We start from the raw sequence: 20576 nt of genomic DNA on the forward strand, positions 1-20576 counted from the left end.
GTGAGGCAGTGCACAGCGCCCCGTGAGGATGGTTCGGCCTTCCGACCGAGGGGTCAGGAAAAGCTCGGCGACGGCGGTGAGGAGGCGGTCGATGTCGTTGTCGTCGGTGTAGGGCGCGAGCCCCACGCGTACCCCGCCGTCGTCGCCCAGCCCGAGGTGACGTGAGGCCTCGATCGCGTAGAAGTGCCCGGCCGGAGCATTGACCCCGCTGTCCGCGAGAGCCCGACGCACCTCCTGCGGGGACCTGCCGTCCACGGTGAAGAGGAGGGTCGGCGTCCGCTTGCGGGCGTTCGATAAGAGCCGCACACCCGGCATACCCGACAGTCCGGCCTCGAGGCGGTCGAGGAGCCGGTGCTCGTGCTCCTCCAACGCCTCGAAGCCGGCCAGGATCCGCTCCCGACGCGACCCGGTCGCCGACGGGTCGAGCCCGGCGAGCACGTCCACCGCAGCGGTCACGCCGGCCAGCAGCTCGTAGGGCAGCGTGCCGAGCTCGAAGCGCTCGGGCACGGCGTCGCTCGACGGCAGCAGCTTGTCCATGGTCAGGGTCTCGAGGAGCGCGGGCGAGGCCGCGACGACTCCCACGTGCGGTCCGAGGAACTTGTAGGGCGAGCAGGTCCAGAAGTCCACACCCAGCGCGTCGAGGTCGACCGAGGCGTGGGCCGTCGCGTGCACGCCGTCGACCCAGTGCAGGGCGCCGACCTCGTGGACCGCACGCGCGATCTTGCACACGGGAGGCTTGGTGCCGATGAGGTTGGACGCGGCGCTCGTGGCGACGAGTCGGGTCCGGTCGGTCAGCAACGACGTCACGGCCTCGGAGTGCAGCTCGCCGGTCCCGGGCTCGAAGTCGGCCCACTTGACGACGGCCCCCACGGACTCGGCGGCCTGCACCCAGGGGCGGATGTTGGAGTCGTGGTCGAGGCGGGTGACGACGACCTCGTCGCCGGGCTTCCAGGTGCGGGCCAGCGCGCGCGACAGGTCGTAGGTGAGGGCGGTGGCGCTGCGTCCGAAGACGACTCCGCGCGGGTCGGCGCCGAGCAGGTCGGCCATCGCCGCACGAGCCTCGACCACGACCGTCTCGGCACGTCGTTCGCTCGCCGTGGCGTCCCCACGGTTGGAGATCGCCGACACCAGGGTCTCGCGGACCGCATCGGCCACCGGGGTCGGCGTCTGCGAACCACCGGGCCCGTCGAAGTGGGCGGCCCCCTCGAGCAGTGCGGGGAAGAGGGAGCGAACCGCTGCGACGTCATAGGTCATGGCGTCACCGTACCGATCACGGGCAGGGAGGCGCCCCCGAGTCTGCGGCGTCGCTCACTCGTCGCCGACCCAGGCGTAGCGACGCACGACCTCACCGTCGAGGACGGTGAGGCCGCTGTCGTCGATGCGCAGGGTGTGCAGCGGGGCCCGGCTCACCACCCGTCCGGTATGCCGTCCGCCCACCTCGAGCGTCGGCCTCCCGTCATCGAACGGCCACCACCACACGGCGGTTCGCGTCGCAAGGGTCGAGGTGGCCAGCGGTGGTGTCGGTGAGGTGGCCTCGCAGGTCCCGGGCGCGCTGGCAACCGTCACCTTGTCGAGGGTCGCGAAGGTGGTGCGCTCGCACCGACCGCCCGAGGGAGTGCTCAGGGTGAGTGCTCCGTCTCGACCGACCGATGCCTCGGCCGCAGGTCGCAGCACGACGCGGCTCGATCCCGGGTCGATGAGGAGCAGGGTCCCGTCGGCCGCGGTCAGGACGCCGACGGTGGGCAGGTCGCCGTCCTTCCCGACCACCGGGGTGGAGGTCCCGGTCGCAGTCGGTTGCGGCGTCTGCCACGACTGGCGCCCGTTGTTGTCGACGCCGATGAGCCGGCAGCGGCCGGGTGTCCCACCGCAGGCCTGGACCACCGTCATCGACGGACCGGCAGCGACGAGGCTCAGCCGGTGCGCAGGAGGGCCCTGCCACGTCCACCGTGACCGGCCGTCGAGACCGGCGCCGTCGAGCACCGAGTCGTGGAGGACGAGCAGGCGGCCGGCGCCGACGGCTCGGCTCCCACCGCTGACCGAACCCAGGGTGATGCGGGTGCCGCTCACGAGGTCGATGGCGACGTTGGCGTCGGCGCTCACGAGGGCTCGCCCACCGAGCACCTCACCTCGGACCGCAGCCGTCTCCCACTGGCCCTCGAGCCCGGTCGTCCGCGGTGTCGTGACCCAGCCGACCACGAGGGCGAGAGCAACCGCGAGGGCTGCGGTGACGGCATACGTGATCGTTCGACGGGATGTCACGCCACCCCTCCCGGTCACCAGGACTGGTGGAGCGGGCGGCCCTCGGCGAAGCCGGCAGTGCTCTGGATGCCGACGGTCGCACGCTCGTGGAACTCAGCGAGGGTGCGTGCTCCGGCATAGGTGCAGCTGCTGCGCAGGCCCGCCACGATCTCGTCGATGACGTCCTCGACGGACGGCCGGGCCGGGTCGATGAACATCCGGGCCGAGCTGATGCCCTCCTCGAACATGGCCTTGCGGGCCCGCTCATAGGCCGAGTCGGTCGCGGTACGGTTGCGGACCGCGCGGGAGGACGCCATCCCGAAGGACTCCTTGAACTGGCGGCCCTTCTCGTCGCTGAAGAGGTCGCCGGGGGACTCGAGCGTGCCGGCGAACCACGAGCCGATCATGACGTTGGACGCGCCTGCTGCGAGAGCGAGGGCGACGTCGCGCGGGTGGCGAACGCCTCCGTCGGCCCAGACGTGCTTGCCGAGATCGGCCGCGGCAGAGGCGCACTCGAGCACCGCGGAGAACTGCGGCCGCCCCACGGCCGTCATCATGCGGGTCGTACACATCGCGCCCGGACCGACCCCGACCTTGACGATGTCGGCCCCGGCGGCGATGAGGTCCCGGGTCCCCGACGCAGTGACGACGTTGCCGGCCACGATCGGGACCTGCGGGTCCAGGTCGCGCACGGCCTTGAGCGCCTCGATCATCTTCTGCTGGTGGCCGTGGGCGGTGTCGATGACGAGGACGTCCGCACCGGCCTCGAGGAGCTGGGCGGCCTTGGCGGCGACGTCACCATTGATGCCGACCGCGGCGCCGATGCGCAGGGCGCCGTTGGCGTCGACGGCGGGGGAGTAGAGGTTGGCACGCAGCGCCCCCTGGCGGGTGAGGACGCCGACGAGGGTGCCGTCCGCCGCGACGACGGGGGCAAGACGGCGGCGGCTCTCGTTGAGCGTGTCGAACGCCGCGACGACATCGACGTCGTCCCGGATGGTCACGAGCTCGCGCGACATGACGTCGCGGACCTGGACGAAGCGGTCGACCCCGCCGAGGTCCTTCTCGGTGACGACGCCGATCGGCCGCTCGTCCTCGGTGACGACCGCGGCGCCGTGGGCGCGCTTGCCGATGAGGACCTGCGCCTCACCGACGGTCGTGTGCGGGTCGAGCGTGATGGCGGTGTCGAAGACGAGGTGGCGCTGCTTGGTCCAGCCGATGACCTCGCTCACGACGTCACGGGGGATGTCCTGCGGGATGATCGTCAGCGCTCCGCGGCGGGCGGTCGTCTCGGCCATGCGACGTCCTGCGATCGCGGTCATGTTGGCGACGACGAGCGGGATGGTCGTGCCTGTGCCGTCGTCGGAGCTGAGGTCGACGTCGAGTCGGCTGGTGACCTCCGAGCTGTTCGGCACCATGAAGACGTCGTCGTAGGTGAGGTCGAACTGCGGCAGGAGGTCGTTGAGGAAGCGCACGCCACCACTCTAGGAGGCGGGGTGTAGCAGGATCGGCGGCGTGAGCCTCCTTGCCCCCTCCCCTGCCGATGCGCAGCGCCGCGTCGGCCTGCGCCGGATGCGCGCCCTTGCCCTCGCCCTGCTCGTCCTCGCTGCCGTCGTGTATGCCGTGACGTTGCGTCACGACACCGGTTGGCTGGGCTATGTCAACGCCGGGGCGGAGGCCGCCATGATCGGTGCGCTCGCGGACTGGTTCGCGGTCACGGCGCTCTTCCGCCACCCCCTCGGGCTGCCGGTGCCGCACACGGCGATCATCCCCAAGCGCAAGAACGAGATCGGTCGCAACCTGCAGGACTTCGTCGCCGAGAACTTCCTCACGGACGAGATCGCCCGTGAGCGGCTGGCGGCGGCTCGCGTGGGGGAGCGACTGGGGGTCTGGCTGGGAGCGCCGGCGCACCGGCAGCGAGTCATGACCGAGGTGGTGCGCGTGACCCGGGCCGGGCTGGGGCGGCTGTCCGACGACGACGTGCGCGAGGTCATCGAGGACTTCCTGCTGCCCCGGCTGGCCACTGAGCCGATCAGCCCCATCGCCGGGTCACTGCTCGAGGGCGTCGTCTCGGAGAGGACCCACCACGGCCTCGTCGACCTCGGGCTGGAGCAGCTGCGCGACTGGCTCGCCGACAACCCCGGGACGTTCGCCTCGGTCATCGGGGAGCGCGCCCCGTGGTGGTCACCGCCGTGGGTCGACGACAAGGTCATCGGCTGGAGCTACCAGCAGGTGGTCGGCTGGCTGGACGACATCCGGGGCACGCCCGAACACCCCGCACGGGTGGCGCTCGACGACCTCCTCGCCCGTCTGGCCAGGGATCTGCAGTCGGACCCCGAGGTGATGGCGCGCGCGGAGTCGCTCAAGGAGCGCCTGCTCTCCCACCCGCAGGTGCCGGACACGGCGGTGGGGCTGTGGCGCTCGTTCGCAGCCGCGCTCGAGACGGCGATGGACGACCCGACGTCCTACTTCCATGTCCGGGGCGACGAGCTCCTCGAGCACCTCGGACGTCACCTCGTCGAGGACGAGCCCTGGCGCTCACGGTTGGAGGGGCACCTCGGTGAGGCCGTGTCGTTCTTCGTCAACACCTATGGGTCCGAGATCGCCGAGGTCATCTCCGTGACTGTCGAGCAGTGGGACGGGCGTGAGGCCGCAGAGCGGATCGAGCTGCATGTCGGGCGCGACCTGCAGTTCATCCGGATCAACGGCACCATCGTCGGCGCCCTCGCCGGCATCATCATCCACGCCGTGAGCTCAGTCGCGAAGTGAGCGCCGGTTGCCCGGTCCAGTGACCTCGATGGACCGGGCGGAGCGGGCCTGCGTCAGACGTCGCGGCGGGTTCGGTCCCTGAGGTCGTCGTCTCCGTCGCCGAGACGTCGGGTGTCGTCGCCCACGTGGTCCGAGCGGCCGAGGCGGTCGGAGTCGCGAAGGCTCGTGTCGTCGGGCTGGGTGTCGACGCGATCGCTGCCGCGGTAGTCGTCAGCGCTGGTGTTGACCCGATCGCCGGGGCGGTAGTCGTCGGCGTTGGTGTTGACGTCGGGGTCGAGCTCGTCGGCTCGGCGGACCTTCTCCTCGACCTCGGAACGGGCCTCAGCAGCGGCTGTGCCCCGTTGGGCCCGCTCGGACTCGAGCTTCTCCGCCTCGACCAGCTTCAGCTCGGCGTCGGCCCGGGCCTGGCGCGCTGCGGCGTCCGCCTGGCTGGCGTGTGCCTCACGCTCACGCAGGACCTGCGAGTGCTCTTGGGCCTCCTCGCGCACCTCGGAAGCCTGATGACGACGGGAGTCCTCGCTGCGCTTGCGCATCTGCATGAGCAGCAGGGCGAGCACGGCGAGCACGACGATGGCGATGACCACCCACCAGATGGTGTCCATGGGTTCACTCTCCTTCGGTGTGGTGAGGAAAGGTCCTCACTCCCCGAAGGTAGCGACGGGTTGCTCTGAAAGGTGGCGGAGAGAGTGACCAGAACCTGCCCCTGATGAGCCCCCACGGCGGTGTGCACTGCTGCGCCCCAGCGAGGCAGTGCACACTGCCCGCCCAGTAGTGCTGGAGGCCCGTCTGAGTCGCGGCCCCTGGCTCCGCCGCTACGTCCGGGCCTGCCTCGGCCCGCGGGGCGGGAGCGGGAAGAACATCGAGGTGCGCTCCATGTACTCGGGATAGCCGGAGCGCTTGGCCATCTCGGACTCGAGCAGTCGAGCTCCGGTCGCGTAGGCCAGGAAGTACGTCATGACGATCGGCGAGAAGACGGTCAGCACGGCGGGCCACACCTCCGCCGCGATGAGCCACAGCCCCCACCAGACGGCGGCGTCGCCGAAGTAGTTCGGGTGCCGGGTCCACCCCCACAGCCCGCGGTCCATGATCGTGCCCTTGTTGGCCGGGTCGGCCTTGAACCCGGCCAGCTGCGCGTCACCGATCGTCTCGAAGCCGATCCCGACGAGGAAGACGACGAACCCGATGGCCGCGACCCAGCCCAGAGGCCGTGAGTCACTCGCCGCTGCGACCTGGAGTGGCAGGGAGATGACGTATGCCGCGAGGCCCTGGACGAGGAAGACCTTGCGGACCGCGTACGCGAACCGCTTCTCGGGCGGGGCCTGCGACAACAGCTTCTCGTAGCGGGGGTCCTCGCCCGCGCCCAGGGCACGGCGCCGGATGTGCCAAGCCAGTCGTCCGCCCCAGCCGGTGACGAGGACGGCGAGCAGCAGGGAGCGGGGACCGGCAGCCCAGAGGACGCAGACCCACGCGATGACGACGAAGAGCAGCCCCCAGGCGATGTCGACGACGCTGACCTTGCCGAGTCGTCGGGCGACGAGGGCGGTGACGCCCATGACCACGGCGGCGGCGACGAGAGCGCTGAGGGTGACGAGCAGGAAGCGGCCCATCACCGAACCGTGTCATGCGCGACCGGAGCGCCGCCGGGTCGCCGGGCGAGGATCTGGTCCACACCCATGCGACCGTCGCGGAAGGCCTGTCCGCCACCGACGAGGTAGAGGCGCCACACCCGCGCCACCTCCTCGCCGACGAGGTCGACCACGGCCGACCAGTTCTTCTCGAACGTCTCGAGCCATGCGTCCACGGTCCACACGTAGTGCTCCCGCATGGCGTGCACGTCACGCACCTCCAGGCCACCGGACTCGATGAGCTCGACGGTCTCACCGACGGGACGCATGTGCATGTCCGGTGCGATGAACGACTCGATGAACGGACCTCCACCGGGATGACGACCGCGGCGGGACATCTGCTGGATGAGGACGTAGCCGCCGGGCTTGACCGCCTCGTGCAGCACGGAGACGTAGGCCGGGTAGTTGCCCTGGCCGACGTGCTCACCCATCTCGATCGAGGCGACGGCGTCATAGGGGCCGTCGCGCACCTCGCGGTAGTCCTGGAGCCGGATCTCGACCCGGTCCTGGAGCCCGCGCTCGCGGATGCGCCCGTCGATGAAGGCCTTCTGCTCCTTGGCGATGGTCACACCGGTGACGGTCGCACCGAAGTGCTCCGCGGCATACAGGGACAAGGATCCCCAGCCACAGCCCACGTCGAGGAAGCGTGCACCCTCGTGGAGCCCGATCTTGCGGCAGACGAGGTCGAGCTTGGCGGCCTGGGCGGACTCGAGCGACTGCTGGGTCTGGCTGGGGTCGCCGCTCCACCACCCGGAGGAGTAGGCCATGTGCGGGTCGAGGAGGAGCTCGTAGAACGCGTTGGAGAGGTCGTAGTGGTGGCTGATCGCGGAGCGGTCACGCTTCAGCGAGTGGCGCCGGCCACGCAACCGGGCCTGGCTCGCGGGAGGGTCGAGCGGTCCGCCCAGCACGCCGAGCTCACGCGCCAGGGCGAGCAGGCGGGGAGCGGTGCGAGCCAGCGGGCCGACCGCGAGGCTGCTCACGCCACGCTCCGCGAGGGCCGCGCGGGCGATGTCGAGGGCCTCGCCGACGTCGCCGTCGACATCGAGCTCACCGGTGACGTAGGCCTGCGCCGCTCCGAGCTCACCCGGGCTCCACAGGAGCCGCCGCAACGCCTGGGGCGAGCGCAGGACGAGGACCGGCCCCTCCTCCGGTCCTCCACGTGACCCGTCCCAGGCGTGCACTCTCACAGGAAGCGTGCCGCGCAGCACCGGGGCAAGTGCTTCGGCGATGTCGGCAGCGATTCCGGGAGAAGATGTCACGCTCTTGATTCGGAGACCTCCCTGTCGCGGATGGGAAGGAGGGGGCACAGAGATCGACCCATCCGAAAGCACTTCACACAACGAATGGACGGCATGACCCCGACTGGCGTTGCCCCACGTACAGCGGTCGTCGGCTCGGGAGTATCCGGGCTGACCGCCGCCCACGTGCTCTCCCGTGAGCACCATGTCACCCTCTTCGAGTCCGACTCGCGGCTCGGCGGGCACGCACACACCCACACGATCGCCTCGAACGGCGGACACATCCGCGTCGACTCGGGCTTCATCGTGCACAACGACCGGACCTACCCCCACCTGCAGCGACTCTTCGACGAGCTGGCGATCGCCGTGCGGGACACCGAGATGTCGATGTCGATCAGCGACCCGGCGACCGGGTTCCAGTACGCCGGGGGCCGCGGGGTCACCGGGTTCCTCGCCCGTCCCCGCCAACTGCTGTCGCTCGACTTCCTGAGGATGCTCGGGTCGGTGCGACGCTTCCACGCCGAGGCCGTGGCCTTCCTCGAGTCCACCGACGGGGAGGACCAGACCACCTACGGCGAGTTCATCGCGGCCCGCAGCTTCCCGGCCAGCTTCATCGAGCTGTATGCCGTGCCGCTCGTCTCGTGCGTGTGGTCCAGTGGGCGGGGCGATGCCATGGACTACCCCGCCAGGTACCTCTTCTCGTTCCTCGACCACCACGGGATGCTCAGCGTCACCGGGTCCCCGCAGTGGCGCACCGTTGTGGGCGGTTCAGCCACCTATGTCGAGGCCGTGGCCGAGCGGCTCCCCGACGTCCGCCGCGGCCAGGGCGTGCTAGCGATCGAGCGCGACGACGACGGTGTCACGGTTACGACCCACGCCGGCCCCGAACGCTTCGACCACGTCGTCGTGGCAACGCATGCCGATGACGCGCTCGCCCTCCTCGTCGACGCGACGCCGACCGAGAAGGAGGTCCTCGGCGCGTTCCGCTACTCCCGCAACGAGACCGTCCTGCACCGCGACGGGTCGCTCATGCCGTCGGCGGGCTGGGCCCGCGCGTCGTGGAACTACCGGGTCGCCCGTCAGGGCCAGGACTCGGGCGCCACAGGTCCGGTCGTGACCTATGAGATGAACCGGCTCATGGGTCTGCCGACGAGCGACCCGATCTATGTGACGCTCAACGCCAGGGCGCTCATCGACCCCGAGACCGTCGTCGCGGTCATGGACTATGCGCACCCGATCCACGACCTCGCTGCGGTGAACGCCCAGCGTCGGCGCGACGACATCACGACCTCGATGACGGCCTTCGCCGGGGCCCACTGGGGCTGGGGCTTCCATGAGGACGGCTGCCGCTCCGGCGTCGAGGCCGCCCGAGCGCTCGGGGTGGAGTGGACATGACCGCCCTCTCCCCGGACGTCGGGGTGGCGGTCGTCGACCTGCCCACCCTCCCGGCGCTCGTCGTCGGTCGCGTGCACCACACCAGGCACGTGCCGATGCGCCGCACCTTCGCCAACCGGCACTACCAGTGGCTCCTCGACCTCGACGCGCCTCTCGACCTTCCGCGATGGCTGGGCCCGGTCGCGTCGTTCCGCCCGGAGGACCACCTCGCCGGCGCGTCGACGCTCCCCGAGCTCAAGGCGAACGTGCTGCGCTGTCTCGAGCGCGACGGCATACCCACCCACGGAGTGACGCGCGTCGTCGCGCTCACCCACGCGCGCGTCCTCGGGCACGTCTTCGACCCGATGACGGCGTACTGGTGCCTCACCGACACCGGTGAGCTGCGCGGGGTCGTCGTCGAGGTGCACAACACCTACGGCGGGCGGCACGCGTATGCCGTCCGGCCCGATCCCGCGGGCGCGGCGTCCGTGGACAAGGACTTCTACGTCTCACCCTTCAACGACACGAGTGGCGAGTATGCGCTGCGCTTCCACCTCGACCCCGACCGCGTGTCGGTGGGCATCCGGCTGCACCGTGACGGTGGGCTGGTGTTCACCGCGGTCGTCGACGGCGTGCCCGTCCCGGCGACCCCTCGGTCGGTGCTGACCACGGTCGCTCGCCACCCCTTCATGCCCCAGCAGGTCACGACCCTCATCAGGATGCACGGCATCCGCCTGTGGGCCCGTCGACTTCCCGTGCAACCCCGACCCGCGTCCTCCAAGGAGAGTGTCCGATGACAACCGATGTGCTGAGCTCCTTCGAGATCCCCACTGCCAGAACCCTGTTCACCCGTGGAGCGGTGGCGCGAACCCTCGTGCACCAGATCGTCGCCGGTCTACCGGTGCGCATGCGCTACCCCGACGGGGTCATCGTCGGCGGTGGCGGCGAGGACGCGCCGACCCTGGACCTGGTCCGCCCGACCGCGCTCTGGAGGCGTCTCGAGCAGCACCCCAAGATCGGGCTGGGCGAGGCCTACATGGCCGGTGACTGGCGGGTGGCCGAGGGCACCGACCTCGCGCAGGTACTACTGCCCTTCGCCGCGCGCATGGGTCGCCTCCTGCCGACGCCGCTGCTGCGAATGCGGCGCATCGTCGACCGGGCCATGCCCGTCGGCACCCGCAACACCCTCACGGGGAGCCGGGCCAACATCGAGGCCCACTACGACCTCTCCAACGACCTCTTCGCCGCGTTCCTCGACCCGACGATGTCCTACTCGTCCGCGCTGTTCGACGACGCGAGCCCCTTCGCTGAGCAGTCCCTCGTCGAGGCACAGCACCGCAAGATCGACACGATCCTCGACTCGGCGGGCGTGGGCCCCGGCTCACGGGTGCTCGAGATCGGGACGGGCTGGGGCGAGCTGGCGCTGCGCGCGGCGGCCCGAGGCGCCGACGTCCTCTCCATCACGCTCTCCCACGAGCAGCAGGCGCTGGCCCGCGAGCGGATCGCGGCCGCCGGGCTCAGCGCCTCGGTCGAGGTCCGGCTGCAGGACTACCGCGAGGTCTCACGCGACGTCGACGGGGCCTTCGACGCCGTGGTGTCCGTCGAGATGATCGAGGCCGTGGGGGAGGAGTTCTGGCCGACCTACTTCTCGGCGATCGACGATCTGCTCGCTCCCGACGGCTCGGCCGTCGTCCAGGCGATCCTCATGGACCACGACCGCTTCCTCGCGACCCGCCACTCCTACGGCTGGATCCAGAAGTACATCTTCCCCGGTGGCCTCATTCCCTCACTGGACGCGATCCGGGAGGTGACCGGACGGCATACCGGACTGCAGGTCGCGGGCGTCCACGCCTTCGGCGAGCACTATGCGGAGACGCTGCGGCGCTGGCGTGGTGAGTTCCTGCAGGCCTGGCCGGACATCGAGGGTGGCGCGTTCGACGAGACCTTCAAGCGGATGTGGGAGTTCTATCTGGCCTACTGCGAGGCCGGGTTCGCCTCGGGATACCTCGACGTCGCCCAGGTGACGATGCGCAAGGCCTGAGCGGTCTGGCTGGCGGCCGGCTGGTCAGGCGGCTCGTCAGCCGGGTCGGTCAGCCGGCCCAGTCGGGGTCGGCAGCAGTGAGCCGGCCCGGCTCGACGGTGCCCGGCTCCGGGCGGTCTGCGTCGTCGTTGCCGGCGAGGGCCGCCGTGACGGCCTGCTCGAAGGTCTTGGCCCCGCCCTCGGGCGCACCGATGGCGTCGTCGACGTCGTTCTCACGGCATACGACCTCGTGGACGAGGCTGCCCACCAACGGTTTGGCGATGCCCGACGGGACCGGTGTGACGAGCCCGACCCAGTGGCTCGCGAGCCACGGCGTGAGGACCGGGACCGTGACGATGGCCCGGTCACGCAGCCCGGCTGCCTTGGCGAACCGGTGGATCATGTCGCGATAGGTGAGGACGTCGGGCCCGCCGATGTCGAAGGTGCGGTTGGGCTCGCCCTCGAGCTCCGCGGCACCGACCAGGTAGTGCAGCACGTCGGCGATCGCGATCGGCTGGATCCGGTTGTTGACCCACTTGGGCGTGATCATCGCCGGAAGGTTGTGGGTGAGGTGACGCAGCATCTCGAACGACGCCGACCCCGAGCCGACGATGATCGCGGCCTGGAGCACGACGGTCGGGACACCTGAGGCCATGAGGAGGTCGCCGACCTCGACCCGGGAGGCCAGGTGGCTCGAGAGCTTCTCGCTGGCCGGGTGCAGCCCGGACAGATAGACGATGCGCTGGACTCCGGCGCCCTGGGCAGCGAGTCCGAAGGTGCGGGCCAGCTCGCGGTCGCGCTCCTCGAAGCTGTCGCCACCATCCATGGAGTGCAGGAGGTAGTAGGCGACGTCGATGCCGGCCAGGGCCGTGTCGAGGTCGCTGCGCGAGGTCGCGTCGCCCTCGACGACGTCGACGTCGTCGTGCCAGGCGCGCTGGGTCAGCCGGTCCGCGGAGCGGGTGAGCACCCGCACCTCGTGGCCGGCGTCGAGGAGGGCGGGCACGAGACGCGAACCGATGTAGCCGGTGGCGCCCGTGACGAGGACACGTTTGCGCTGGTCAGAAGTCATCTGTGGCATCGTCTCACCTGTCATGGTCAATCCCGTCATGGAACTCCAGCGATTCGTGCGCGCCGCCCTCGTCGAGCCGGTGCCCCGTGACCACACCGAGTCGGACAGAGCCTTCCGCCGCCGACGGGTCGTGGCAGGGGTGACGTTGGTCGTCGGGTTGGTCGTGAACACCTGGGCGCTGCGCATCCCGGCGGGGGACGCGCTGTTCTATCCGGCGACTCTGCTCCTCGCTGCGGTGTGGGCCGTCGGGGCGCTGATCTCCGGCCCGCTGCACCTCGGGAGGGCCCACACCCGTGGGGGCGAGGCATCGGGTCGCTCGGTCGTGCAGTCCCTCGTGCTCGGCGTGATCCTCCTGGGTGTGTTCCTGCTCGGTGCGCTGGTCGTGGCGCGGGTTCCCGTGCTGCGCGGTCCCGTCGACGGACTGCTCGACCATGCCCGCTTCGGTTCGCTGGCCGTCGTCGCAGTCATCACCGCGATCAACGGGGTCGCCGAGGAGCTGTTCTATCGCGGGGCGCTCTTCGCCGCGGTCGGGCGCCGCCACGCCGTGCTCGTCACGACGATCCTGTATGCCGCGGTCGTCGCCGGTTCGGGGGTGCCCCTCCTCATCCTGGCGGCGGCGCTGGTGGGTTTGGTCGTCGGTCTGCAACGCCGGGTCACCGGCGGCATCCTCGGGCCGATCATCACCCACCTCACCTGGTCGCTCGGCATGCTCTTCCTCCTGCCCGTCGTGCTCTCCGCCGCTGGCTGAGCGGGTCCTCGGCCCGAGCCGAAGAAGTCGTCGGAACCCGGGACTATCCGGAGGGCTCGGTCGTTGAGCCGGGCATGAGCACCCTCACCTGCCCCAAGTGCGCGTCGGACATGCGCAGCTACGAGCGCAACCAGGTCCACGTCGACCAGTGCACCGGCTGCGGCGGCCTCTTCCTCGACCGCGGTGAGCTCGAGGCCCTCGTCAACGCCGAGAACGCCTGGCACCAGCAGGCACCGCCCCAGGCGCCCCCGGCAGCGGCACCGCAGCAGCCGGCATACGGGCAGGGACAACAGCCCTACGGCCAGCCTGCCGCACAGGCCTATGGGCAGGCGCCGCGCTACTCGTCCTCCCCGGGCAAGGGCCACTACGGCTACGGCCAGCCACGGCGCAAGAAGTCGTTCATGTCCGAGCTCTTCGACTGACGCCGCACCGCACCGACTCACAGGCCCCCGTTGACGTCTGGTCAGCGGGGGTTTGTCGTGCCATATTGCAGTCATGACGGTGGGGGTGGGGGACGACGTCGGGCAGGTTGCGACGCGGGAGCAGACACGCGCCGAGCAGGGGTGGCACGCACGGTTTCTCGTCGCGTTCGGTGGCGCCGTGGTGGTCGTGTCCCTCCTGCTCCTCGCCTCGCTCTGGGGTGAGGGGCTGCGAGGGTCGAGCTTCGGGGAGCTGCGCTCCGACATCGCGTCCGGATCTGTCCGCGAGTGGTATGTCGCGGACTCCCTGACCAAGGGCGAGTTCGACCTCATGGAGGCCCAGCAGTCACCCCTCCAGGTAACGGAGGTCTCCGACGACGGGGTGGTCACGTCGACAGACCCCGGCGGGGAGCCCGCGGGCGGGATCCTCGTTTGGCGCTCGTGGAACTCGTCCGGTTGGCAGGTGGCCGCCTCTGACAACGACCTCGGCGCCTTCGGAGGCATGGCCGCCGACGCGAACGAGCAGTCCGAGGAGCTGGTCGATGCCCTGCGCGCGGCGGGCGTCTCGATGCGACCCTTCGACTACGGCGACACCGCCCCGCTGCAGAACCTCGCCAGCTTCGGCGCCCTCGTCATTCTGGCCGGCCTGCTGTTCGGCGCTGCTCCTCGAGTGGGGACGCGGTGGTTCTGGTTCTGGTGCTTCGTCAACGGTCCGTTGGCGCTGGGCTTCATCGCGTATGCGGTGATGGAGCTCATCGGGTTCCGTCGCCGTCCCGACCCGCCGTTGCAGAAGCGGCTGCCGGGCATCGTCGGTTTCGTCGCCGCACCCTGCCTCGGCATCGTGCTCGCGGTGGGCGCGGACTTCCTGCGCTCCAAGGGCGTGCCACTCCCGCTCTGAGGTCAGTCCGGGGTCGCCTTGTGCCCGGGGCGTCCGTGCGTACGCCGATCCTGCTTCATCTCGGCCTCGAACACGTGCCGCTTGCCGTCCATGAGCTCGTCCCGCACGCGCTTCTCGTGCTCAAGGAAGGCCGCGTAGTAGCCGTCCTCGAACTCCTCCACGATCTGGAAGGTCCACCGCCCCTGCAGGATGTTGCGACCCACGAGCTCGTTCTCGACCCGGTCGGCCAGGTCCTCGTGCCCGGCTTCTCGCAGCTGCTGGCACGCGTCGCCCAGCATGAGGTCCGCTCGGCCGACCTTCTGGTGGAAGCTGAAGAGGTCACCGCGAGCATCCTCGAGGGTCTCGAGCGCCTCCGACACCCGGCCAACGGCCTCAACCGTGGCGTCACTGGTTCCATCGGGGCGGGTGTGTGCGTCGTCAACGGACATGCCTCGATGCTATTGCCGCACCCCAGGGGCATGCGCCGGCTGTGCCACGACATTCTGTGGGCCCCGTGGGACTCGAACCCACAACCTACGGATTAAAAGTCCGCAGCCTCTAACCATTGAGCTAGAGGCCCGCGCGGGCACGTGGCCTGCACGACCGCAGACGATACCGGGCGGCTCTGGACACGGTGCGCAGCAACCAGAGTCAGGAGACCCTGGCCCCCCGCTTGCCCGGAGCGAGCTGACGCTCGATTGCTGCGCACGGTGCTCGCGCGTCGGGCAGAGGTGCCCGCTCGGTCAGCCCAGGAGCTCGAGCGTGGCGGGATCCTCTCGCCCCTCGAAGTACTTGTCGAGCACGCCGGCGAAGAGGCCGCGGTCGAGCTCGACCTCGGCCGCCCGCCCGAAGAGGGTCATCGACGACCGCAGCTTCACCGCGTCGATGCTCCCGAAGACAGACTCAGCATCCGACCCGGGCAGCTCGAGCAGCACCTCGCAGCACTCCCGCAACCGCTGTCCAAGAACGGGATCGGCGAGATAGGCGCGCGCCTCTGCGAGGTCGGACACGGCATACCGCTGCGCCATGGCGCTCCGACCGAGACCGGCGACCTGCGGGAAGACGAACCACATCCAGTGGCTCGTCTTGCGCCCACGACGCAGCTCACCGAGCGCCGCGGCATACGCGCCGTTGGCGTCCTGCGCCTCGACGAACCGGTTCAGTCCCACGGGACCCACTCCGGCAGATCAGCAGCGCGAGACGTGAACTCCGGCGCCCTCTTCTCCTTGAACGCGGCCACCCCTTCCTTCCCGTCGCCGATGCTCGTCACCCACATCGCCAACGAATCGACGCGGTGAGCATCGAGGGGATGAGGTTGCGCCGAGTTGCGCCACATCATCTGCCGGGTCAGCGCTGTGGCGACCCGCGAGCGACCGGCGACGAAACGACGCGCCAGCTCGTATGCCGTGTCCAACAACGCTTCTGGCTCCACCACCGAGCGAACCAGGCCACCGTCCAGGGCCTCGGCGGGGGAGAGGATCTCGGCGGCATACGTCCATTCGAGCGCCCGCGAGACTCCCACCAGCCGCGGCAGGAACCACGACGAGCAGGCCTCGGGCACGATGCCGAGCCGACCGAAGACGAAGCCGATGCGTGCCGACGTCGACGCCAGGCGCACGTCCATCGGCAGCGTCATCGTCGCGCCGATGCCGACGGCCGGTCCGTTGATGGCGGCGATGACCGGCTTGGTGCAGTCATAGATCGCCAGAGCCACGCGACCACCGGTGTCACGCACGCCGTCGGCGATCTCCGTCGAGTCGAGCCGCTCCCTCAGGTCCGCCAGGGTCGGCGAGAGCGACTCGTCGAGCCCGAAGACGTTGCCCTCTCGCGACAGGTCCATCCCGGCGCAGAACGCCCGACCTGACCCGGTCACGACCACGGCCGCCACCGAGTCGTCGCCGTTGACCCGCCGGAAGGCGTGCTCGAGCTCAGCGGCCATCGTCACGGTGAAGGCGTTGAGGGCCTCGGGACGGTGCAGGGTCAGGGTGAGGACGCCGTCGTCCGACATCTCCCAGAGCAGCGTCTCGTAGGTCCGGTCGGCGGCGACGTCAGTCATGCGACCAACGTACGGGTGCAGGATGGAGAGGTGACAGACAGCGGCCGCGACATCCCCAGGCGCCCCATCCAGTTCGGCCCCGACGCCCTCGAGGCTCGCGGCGCCAGCCAGCCCGGCCCGGCCGAGATCACCGAGGCCGCGCACCAGACCGCCGCCGTGCTCGTCGGCACGGGCCGCGCCGTCCACGACCCCGAGGTCACGGCTCGCCTCGTCGCGCTCGTCGACGACCTCGGCCTCTCGACCGTCGCCGACCTGTGGGCCGCTCGACCGGCCCGCAGCCTCCCGGGCACCCTCTGGCGCCTCTATGCCCTGCGCGAGTGGGTTCGTCGCCAACCCGTCGAGGCGAGCCGTGAGTATGCCGCGGGAGTGCGTTTCACGGACGTCGCCCACGCGGTGGCCGGGATGGCGGAGCCGCCGGGTCCGGACGAGGTCAAGGCCCTGGCCGACGAGATCCTCACCGGCGTCTTCGCCGGCGACCTCGCCGTCGCGCTGGAGCGGGCCGCTGCGTTCGCGTCGGTCATCGCCGCAGGTCGCGCCGAGCTCGCCCACGACCGCGACGACACGAACCCCGCCCTGGCCGGCGCCCTCACCACCAGTGCCGCTGCGATGCAACGCACGGGCGACGACCTCGTCGCTAGCGCCAAGCTGTGGCGAGCCGGTGAGCTCGACTGAGCCCTGCGGCATACCTGCGTCGAGCTGGGGAACACATCGAGGCCGCAGCGGCGTTAGGCTTGTCGGGTGGTGCCGGACCGCGGCAGCCCCGGGTCCCAATTTGAGCCGCTACGAGCGGCCTCGCGCCGTGAGGCGCTCCCGGTCCGGCACCACGCCATACCCCCGCACACCGCTGGTCAAACATGTGGTGAACCGCCGATGACACCGGTATGGCCAACAGGCCTTAGCCTTGGCAGCGACACCTGCACCTCGAGCCGAACGGATCGACTCTCGTGGGCTTTAGCCTCACCCCCAAGGACAACGGGTTCTATGAACTCTTCTCCCAGTCCGCCAAGCACCTCATCGAGGGCGCGGCGGAGCTGACCGCCATCCTCGGCGCGGAGACGCAGGCAGAGCGCGAGACCATCGCCGCCCGCATGAGCGAGGTGGAGACCTCGGCCGACGAGGCGACCCACGAGCTCATCCGCAAGGTCAACAGCTCCTTCATCACGCCGTTCGACCGTGAGGACATCCACGGCCTCGCGAGCGCGCTCGACGACTGCGTCGACCACATGGAGGCCGCGGCCGACCTCGTCGCCCTCTATCGCATCGACGACCTCCCCAAGGGCGTCACCAAGCAGGTCGAGATCCTCTCGCGCATGGCCGAGCTCACGGTCGACGCGATGCCACGGCTGCGCTCCATGAAGGACCTCAGCACCTACTGGATCGAGATCAACCGGCTCGAGAACTCCGCTGACAAGGCCTACCGCCGCATGCTGGCCAAGCTCTTCAACGCCGAGGGTGCCGACGCCATCACCGTGATGAAGCACAAGGAGCTCATCGACGAGCTCGAGGCCGCAGCCGACGCGTTCGAGACGGTGGCCCACAAGGTCGAGAGCATCGCCGTCAAGGAGTCCTGACCACTGTGGACAGCTGGATCCCGGTGGCCCTTGTCGTCGCGCTGGCGATGGGCTTCAACTACACCAACGGCTTCCACGACGCCGCCAACGCCATCGCGACGTCGGTGTCGACCCGAGCCCTGACCCCGCGCATCGCGCTGGGGATGGCGGCGATCGCCAACCTCTTCGGTGCCTTCCTCGGCACCAAGGTGGCCAAGACGGTGGGCAGCGGCATCATCGACGCCCCGGCCGGCACGGTCGGTCTGACGATCTGCGCCGCCGGCCTCATCGGCGCCATCGCGTGGAACATGCTGACGTGGTGGTACGGCCTGCCGTCCTCCTCGTCACACGCCCTCATCGGTGGGCTGGGGGGTGCCGCGATCGCCGCTGCATCGACCGTCCACTGGGACGCCGTGCTGCAGAAGGTCATCCTCCCGATGATCGCCTCACCACTCGTCGGGCTCCTCGTGGGCTACCTCGTCATGACCCTCATCCTGTGGCTGTTCCGGCGGGCGCACCCGGGGCGGGTCAACCGCGGCTTCCGCTACGCGCAGACCGTGTCGGCCGCGGCCATGGCGTTCGGCCACGGCATGCAGGACGCGGCCAAGACCGCCGGCGTCGTCGTCCTCGCCCTCACCGTGGGCGGTTTCCAGTCCGAGGAGAGCTCGGCGATCCCGCTGTGGGTGCTCGTGCTGAGCGCCCTGGTGATCTCTGCCGGCACGTATGCCGGTGGGTGGCGGATCATGCGCACCCTCGGCCGCCGCATCATCCACCTCGACCCACCCCAAGGCTTCGCCGCCGAGACCACGGCTGCGGCGGTGCTGTTCGTCGCCACCGGCACCGGCGCCCCGATCTCGACGACCCATGCCATCACCTCGGCGATCATGGGTGTCGGGTCGACCAAGTCGATCAAGGCTGTGCGGTGGGGTGTGGCCAAGAACATCGTGGGAGCGTGGGTCTTCACCTTCCCGGGCGCCGGCATCGTGGCAGCCGTGACCTACCTGCTGCTCGAGCTCGTCATCGGCCTCTGACACCCTTTCCATCCGTCACCGACGCGTAAGGTCGCCAAGGGTCGATCTCGCTGGCGGGGGTCCAGACTGGGATCGTGAACGCATCCCGCCGCCTCGCCCTGAGCCTTGCCGCCCTGACCCTTGCCGTCACGGGCTGCGGTGCGAGCGCTGACGGTGCCGGGTCTCCGGCGGCGACCTCGAGCACGTCGAGCACGTCGAGCACGGGAAGCACGGGAAGCGGGGCGTCGACTGGCGAGTCGGGCACGCCGACGACCCCGCCCGGCATGAGCCCTCCTGCGCCGACGAGCAACCCTGGAGCGAGCGTCCCGAAAGAGCTGGCCTTCACCGCCAGGACCGTCAGCGGAGAGTCCTTCGCCGGTGCTTCGCTCGCCGGTCAGGACACTGTCCTGTGGTTTTGGGCACCGTGGTGCACCGTCTGCGCTCGCAGCGCACCCACGGTGAAGTCGGCAGCTGCCGCACTTCCGGACGTCCGCTTCGTCGGCGTCGCAGGGCTGAGCTCGGACTCGGGCGCCATGGGTGACTTCGTCAAGCGGCACGAGGTGGCCGACCTCACCCACGTGGCGGACACCGGTGGTGACGTCTACACGCGCTTCGGCGTCACGCAGCAGCACACCTTCGTGCTCATCGGTGCCGATGGCAGCGTCACGAAACACCCGGCATACGGTAAGGACGTCGACGTCGCCGCGTTGGTCCGTTCCACGTTCGGCTGACCGTGGATCCTGTCGCCCTGTCGCTCGCTGTCGGGGCAGGCATGCTCGCCGCGCTCAATCCGTGCGGTTTCGCCCTGCTGCCGGCGTGGCTCACTCTCGTCGTCGAGCGCACCGGCGGCGGTGGTGGTCGACGGCGAGCCGTGGCACGCGCCGTGGGTCTGGCGGCTGCGATGACGCTCGGGTTCGTCGCGGTGTTCGGGACGTTCGGCGCGCTCGTGGTGCCGTTGGCCCTGTCGCTCGAGCGCTACCTCCCATGGGTGACCGTGGTCATCGGGCTGGCGCTCGTCGTGGGTGGCGCCGTCCTTGCAAGCGGTCGCGAGCTGACCCTTCGGCTGCCGCGGTTCCAACGGGCGCCCACGGGTGGGTGGCTGACGATGGCCGGCTACGGCGCCGCCTACGCCCTCGCCTCTCTCTCCTGCACCATCGCACCGTTCCTCGCCGTGCTGGCCTCGACGACCCGGGCATCCGGTGTCGGGGCTGGGCTCACCGTGGTGGTCGCGTATGCCGTGGGCATGGGTCTGCTGGTCGGCGTCCTCGCGGTGGCCGTCGCGTTGGCGCAGGCTGCGATGGTCGTGCGGCTGCGTTCGGCCATGCCGTGGGTCAGTCGGGTGAGTGGCGTGCTCCTGCTCGTGGCCGGCGCGTACGTCGCGTGGTACGGCTGGTACGAGGTCCGCGTGCTGGATGGGGGCGCCACTGGCGACGGGGTGGTCGATGCGGCCCTCAGGATCCAGTCGGCACTGGCAGCGTCCGTGGACCAGATCGGGCCGCAGCGACTCGGTGCGGCGCTGGCGGTGTTGCTCGCGTTGGCTCTCGTGGCGCGGCGGGGCTTCGTGCGCCGGCGCTGATCGTCTCCCG

At 70.2% G+C, this 20576-nt stretch carries 21 protein-coding genes, 1 tRNA gene and 1 pseudogene; 12 read left to right on the top strand and 11 right to left on the bottom strand.

Annotated elements, in window-relative coordinates; genetic code table 11:
• Positions 1–81: 81 nt before the first annotated feature.
• From ACZZ98_RS11145 to guaB1, 3 genes and pseudogenes are all read right to left on the bottom strand, one after another.
• Positions 82–1254: pseudogene (locus ACZZ98_RS11145) on the bottom strand (cysteine desulfurase-like protein); the annotation flags it as partial.
• 54 nt (positions 1255–1308) lie between these two features.
• The gene (locus ACZZ98_RS11150) at positions 1309–2259 is read right to left on the bottom strand and encodes a hypothetical protein (RefSeq protein ID WP_463516304.1); all 951 of its coding nucleotides are present in this window, start codon (positions 2257–2259) and stop codon (positions 1309–1311) included.
• 14 nt (positions 2260–2273) lie between these two features.
• Entirely contained in the window at positions 2274–3710 is a 1437-nt protein-coding gene (guaB1, locus tag ACZZ98_RS11155) for a GMP reductase (RefSeq protein ID WP_463516305.1), read from the bottom strand.
• A 40-nt stretch (positions 3711–3750) separates the two neighbouring features.
• Here guaB1 and ACZZ98_RS11160 point away from each other — a divergent pair, with 40 nt between their 5' ends.
• Entirely contained in the window at positions 3751–5004 is a 1254-nt protein-coding gene (locus tag ACZZ98_RS11160; protein ID WP_463516306.1) for a DUF445 domain-containing protein, read from the top strand.
• 53 nt (positions 5005–5057) lie between these two features.
• On the opposite strand, the gene ACZZ98_RS11165 is transcribed toward ACZZ98_RS11160, so the two are convergent.
• The 3 genes from ACZZ98_RS11165 to ACZZ98_RS11175 all read right to left on the bottom strand — a co-directional run bounded on the left by ACZZ98_RS11165 (position 5058) and on the right by ACZZ98_RS11175 (position 7897).
• Positions 5058–5606 (bottom strand): hypothetical protein, encoded by a 549-nt coding sequence (locus ACZZ98_RS11165; RefSeq protein WP_463516307.1) that lies wholly within the window; start codon positions 5604–5606, stop codon positions 5058–5060.
• 210 nt (positions 5607–5816) lie between these two features.
• Positions 5817–6611 (bottom strand): DUF1295 domain-containing protein, encoded by a 795-nt coding sequence (locus ACZZ98_RS11170; RefSeq protein WP_463516308.1) that lies wholly within the window; start codon positions 6609–6611, stop codon positions 5817–5819.
• Positions 6611–7897: a class I SAM-dependent methyltransferase gene (locus ACZZ98_RS11175; RefSeq protein ID WP_463517767.1), complete on the bottom strand. Its 1287-nt coding sequence runs from the start codon at positions 7895–7897 to the stop codon at positions 6611–6613. The genes ACZZ98_RS11170 and ACZZ98_RS11175 overlap by 1 nt, the downstream gene beginning before the upstream one ends.
• 84 nt (positions 7898–7981) lie before the next feature.
• On the opposite strand from ACZZ98_RS11175, the gene ACZZ98_RS11180 reads away from it, so the two are divergent.
• The 3 genes from ACZZ98_RS11180 to ACZZ98_RS11190 are packed head-to-tail and all read left to right on the top strand — an operon-like array spanning position 7982 to position 11282.
• Positions 7982–9262 (top strand): NAD(P)/FAD-dependent oxidoreductase, encoded by a 1281-nt coding sequence (locus ACZZ98_RS11180; protein WP_463516309.1) that lies wholly within the window; start codon positions 7982–7984, stop codon positions 9260–9262.
• Positions 9259–10038 carry a DUF1365 domain-containing protein gene (locus ACZZ98_RS11185; RefSeq protein WP_463516310.1) on the top strand — a complete coding sequence of 260 codons (780 nt, stop codon included), beginning with the start codon at positions 9259–9261 and terminating at the stop codon, positions 10036–10038. Before ACZZ98_RS11180 ends, ACZZ98_RS11185 begins: the two co-directional genes overlap by 4 nt.
• Positions 10035–11282 (top strand): class I SAM-dependent methyltransferase, encoded by a 1248-nt coding sequence (locus ACZZ98_RS11190; RefSeq protein ID WP_463516311.1) that lies wholly within the window; start codon positions 10035–10037, stop codon positions 11280–11282. The genes ACZZ98_RS11185 and ACZZ98_RS11190 overlap by 4 nt, the downstream gene beginning before the upstream one ends.
• 49 nt (positions 11283–11331) lie before the next feature.
• Here the strand turns inward: ACZZ98_RS11190 and ACZZ98_RS11195 are convergent, their stop codons facing one another.
• Complete coding sequence (locus ACZZ98_RS11195) at positions 11332–12330, bottom strand: NAD(P)H-binding protein (protein ID WP_463516312.1); 999 nt, start codon at positions 12328–12330, stop codon at positions 11332–11334.
• Positions 12331–12367: 37 nt separating this feature from the next.
• Between ACZZ98_RS11195 and ACZZ98_RS11200 the strand changes: the two genes are divergently transcribed.
• The 3 genes from ACZZ98_RS11200 (at position 12368) to ACZZ98_RS11210 (ending at position 14395) form a co-directional block, all read left to right on the top strand.
• Positions 12368–13078, top strand: coding sequence for a lysostaphin resistance A-like protein (locus ACZZ98_RS11200; RefSeq protein ID WP_463516313.1), 711 nt, complete (start codon positions 12368–12370; stop codon positions 13076–13078).
• A gap of 74 nt (positions 13079–13152) precedes the next feature.
• Positions 13153–13500, top strand: a complete 348-nt coding sequence (locus ACZZ98_RS11205) for a TFIIB-type zinc ribbon-containing protein (protein WP_463516314.1) — start codon at positions 13153–13155, stop codon at positions 13498–13500.
• A gap of 73 nt (positions 13501–13573) precedes the next feature.
• Positions 13574–14395, top strand: a complete 822-nt coding sequence (locus tag ACZZ98_RS11210) for a hypothetical protein (RefSeq protein ID WP_463516315.1) — start codon at positions 13574–13576, stop codon at positions 14393–14395.
• 2 nt (positions 14396–14397) lie between these two features.
• Here ACZZ98_RS11210 and ACZZ98_RS11215 read toward each other — a convergent pair whose 3' ends face one another.
• From ACZZ98_RS11215 to ACZZ98_RS11230, 4 genes are all read right to left on the bottom strand, one after another.
• Positions 14398–14823 (bottom strand): hypothetical protein, encoded by a 426-nt coding sequence (locus tag ACZZ98_RS11215; protein ID WP_463516316.1) that lies wholly within the window; start codon positions 14821–14823, stop codon positions 14398–14400.
• A gap of 57 nt (positions 14824–14880) precedes the next feature.
• A tRNA-Lys gene (locus tag ACZZ98_RS11220) sits at positions 14881–14954 on the bottom strand.
• 163 nt (positions 14955–15117) lie between these two features.
• On the bottom strand, positions 15118–15543 hold the full coding sequence (locus tag ACZZ98_RS11225; RefSeq protein ID WP_463516317.1) for a DUF1810 domain-containing protein: 426 nt from the start codon (positions 15541–15543) through the stop codon (positions 15118–15120).
• Positions 15534–16430 carry a crotonase/enoyl-CoA hydratase family protein gene (locus ACZZ98_RS11230; RefSeq protein ID WP_463516318.1) on the bottom strand — a complete coding sequence of 299 codons (897 nt, stop codon included), beginning with the start codon at positions 16428–16430 and terminating at the stop codon, positions 15534–15536. Before ACZZ98_RS11230 ends, ACZZ98_RS11225 begins: the two co-directional genes overlap by 10 nt.
• 30 nt (positions 16431–16460) lie before the next feature.
• Here ACZZ98_RS11230 and ACZZ98_RS11235 point away from each other — a divergent pair, with 30 nt between their 5' ends.
• The 5 genes from ACZZ98_RS11235 (at position 16461) to ACZZ98_RS11255 (ending at position 20566) form a co-directional block, all read left to right on the top strand.
• Complete coding sequence (locus tag ACZZ98_RS11235; RefSeq protein ID WP_463516319.1) at positions 16461–17102, top strand: hypothetical protein; 642 nt, start codon at positions 16461–16463, stop codon at positions 17100–17102.
• A 272-nt stretch (positions 17103–17374) separates the two neighbouring features.
• The gene (locus ACZZ98_RS11240; RefSeq protein WP_463516320.1) at positions 17375–18001 is read left to right on the top strand and encodes a DUF47 domain-containing protein; all 627 of its coding nucleotides are present in this window, start codon (positions 17375–17377) and stop codon (positions 17999–18001) included.
• A 5-nt stretch (positions 18002–18006) separates the two neighbouring features.
• Positions 18007–19011, top strand: coding sequence for an anion permease (locus tag ACZZ98_RS11245; RefSeq protein ID WP_463516321.1), 1005 nt, complete (start codon positions 18007–18009; stop codon positions 19009–19011).
• Between the two features lie 74 nt (positions 19012–19085).
• Complete coding sequence (locus ACZZ98_RS11250) at positions 19086–19721, top strand: redoxin domain-containing protein (protein WP_463516322.1); 636 nt, start codon at positions 19086–19088, stop codon at positions 19719–19721.
• A 2-nt stretch (positions 19722–19723) separates the two neighbouring features.
• Entirely contained in the window at positions 19724–20566 is an 843-nt protein-coding gene (locus tag ACZZ98_RS11255) for a cytochrome c biogenesis CcdA family protein (protein ID WP_463516323.1), read from the top strand.
• Positions 20567–20576 lie beyond the last annotated feature (10 nt).

The organism is Knoellia sp. AC549 (assembly GCF_979258975.1).

Excerpts from the sequence above, each read along its gene's own strand:
- ACZZ98_RS11195 (WP_463516312.1), bottom strand. The coding sequence starts at position 12,330 with ATGACTTCTGACCAGCGCAAACGTGTCCTCGTCACGGGCGCCACCGGC.
- ACZZ98_RS11190 (WP_463516311.1), top strand. The coding sequence starts at position 10,035 with ATGACAACCGATGTGCTGAGCTCCTTCGAGATCCCCACTGCCAGAACC.
- ACZZ98_RS11205 (WP_463516314.1), top strand. The coding sequence starts at position 13,153 with ATGAGCACCCTCACCTGCCCCAAGTGCGCGTCGGACATGCGCAGCTAC.
- ACZZ98_RS11170 (WP_463516308.1), bottom strand. The coding sequence starts at position 6,611 with ATGGGCCGCTTCCTGCTCGTCACCCTCAGCGCTCTCGTCGCCGCCGCC.
- ACZZ98_RS11215 (WP_463516316.1), bottom strand. The coding sequence starts at position 14,823 with ATGTCCGTTGACGACGCACACACCCGCCCCGATGGAACCAGTGACGCC.
- ACZZ98_RS11210 (WP_463516315.1), top strand. The coding sequence starts at position 13,574 with ATGACGGTGGGGGTGGGGGACGACGTCGGGCAGGTTGCGACGCGGGAG.
- ACZZ98_RS11230 (WP_463516318.1), bottom strand. The coding sequence starts at position 16,430 with ATGACTGACGTCGCCGCCGACCGGACCTACGAGACGCTGCTCTGGGAG.
- ACZZ98_RS11165 (WP_463516307.1), bottom strand. The coding sequence starts at position 5,606 with ATGGACACCATCTGGTGGGTGGTCATCGCCATCGTCGTGCTCGCCGTG.
- ACZZ98_RS11185 (WP_463516310.1), top strand. The coding sequence starts at position 9,259 with ATGACCGCCCTCTCCCCGGACGTCGGGGTGGCGGTCGTCGACCTGCCC.
- ACZZ98_RS11180 (WP_463516309.1), top strand. The coding sequence starts at position 7,982 with ATGACCCCGACTGGCGTTGCCCCACGTACAGCGGTCGTCGGCTCGGGA.
- ACZZ98_RS11200 (WP_463516313.1), top strand. The coding sequence starts at position 12,368 with ATGGAACTCCAGCGATTCGTGCGCGCCGCCCTCGTCGAGCCGGTGCCC.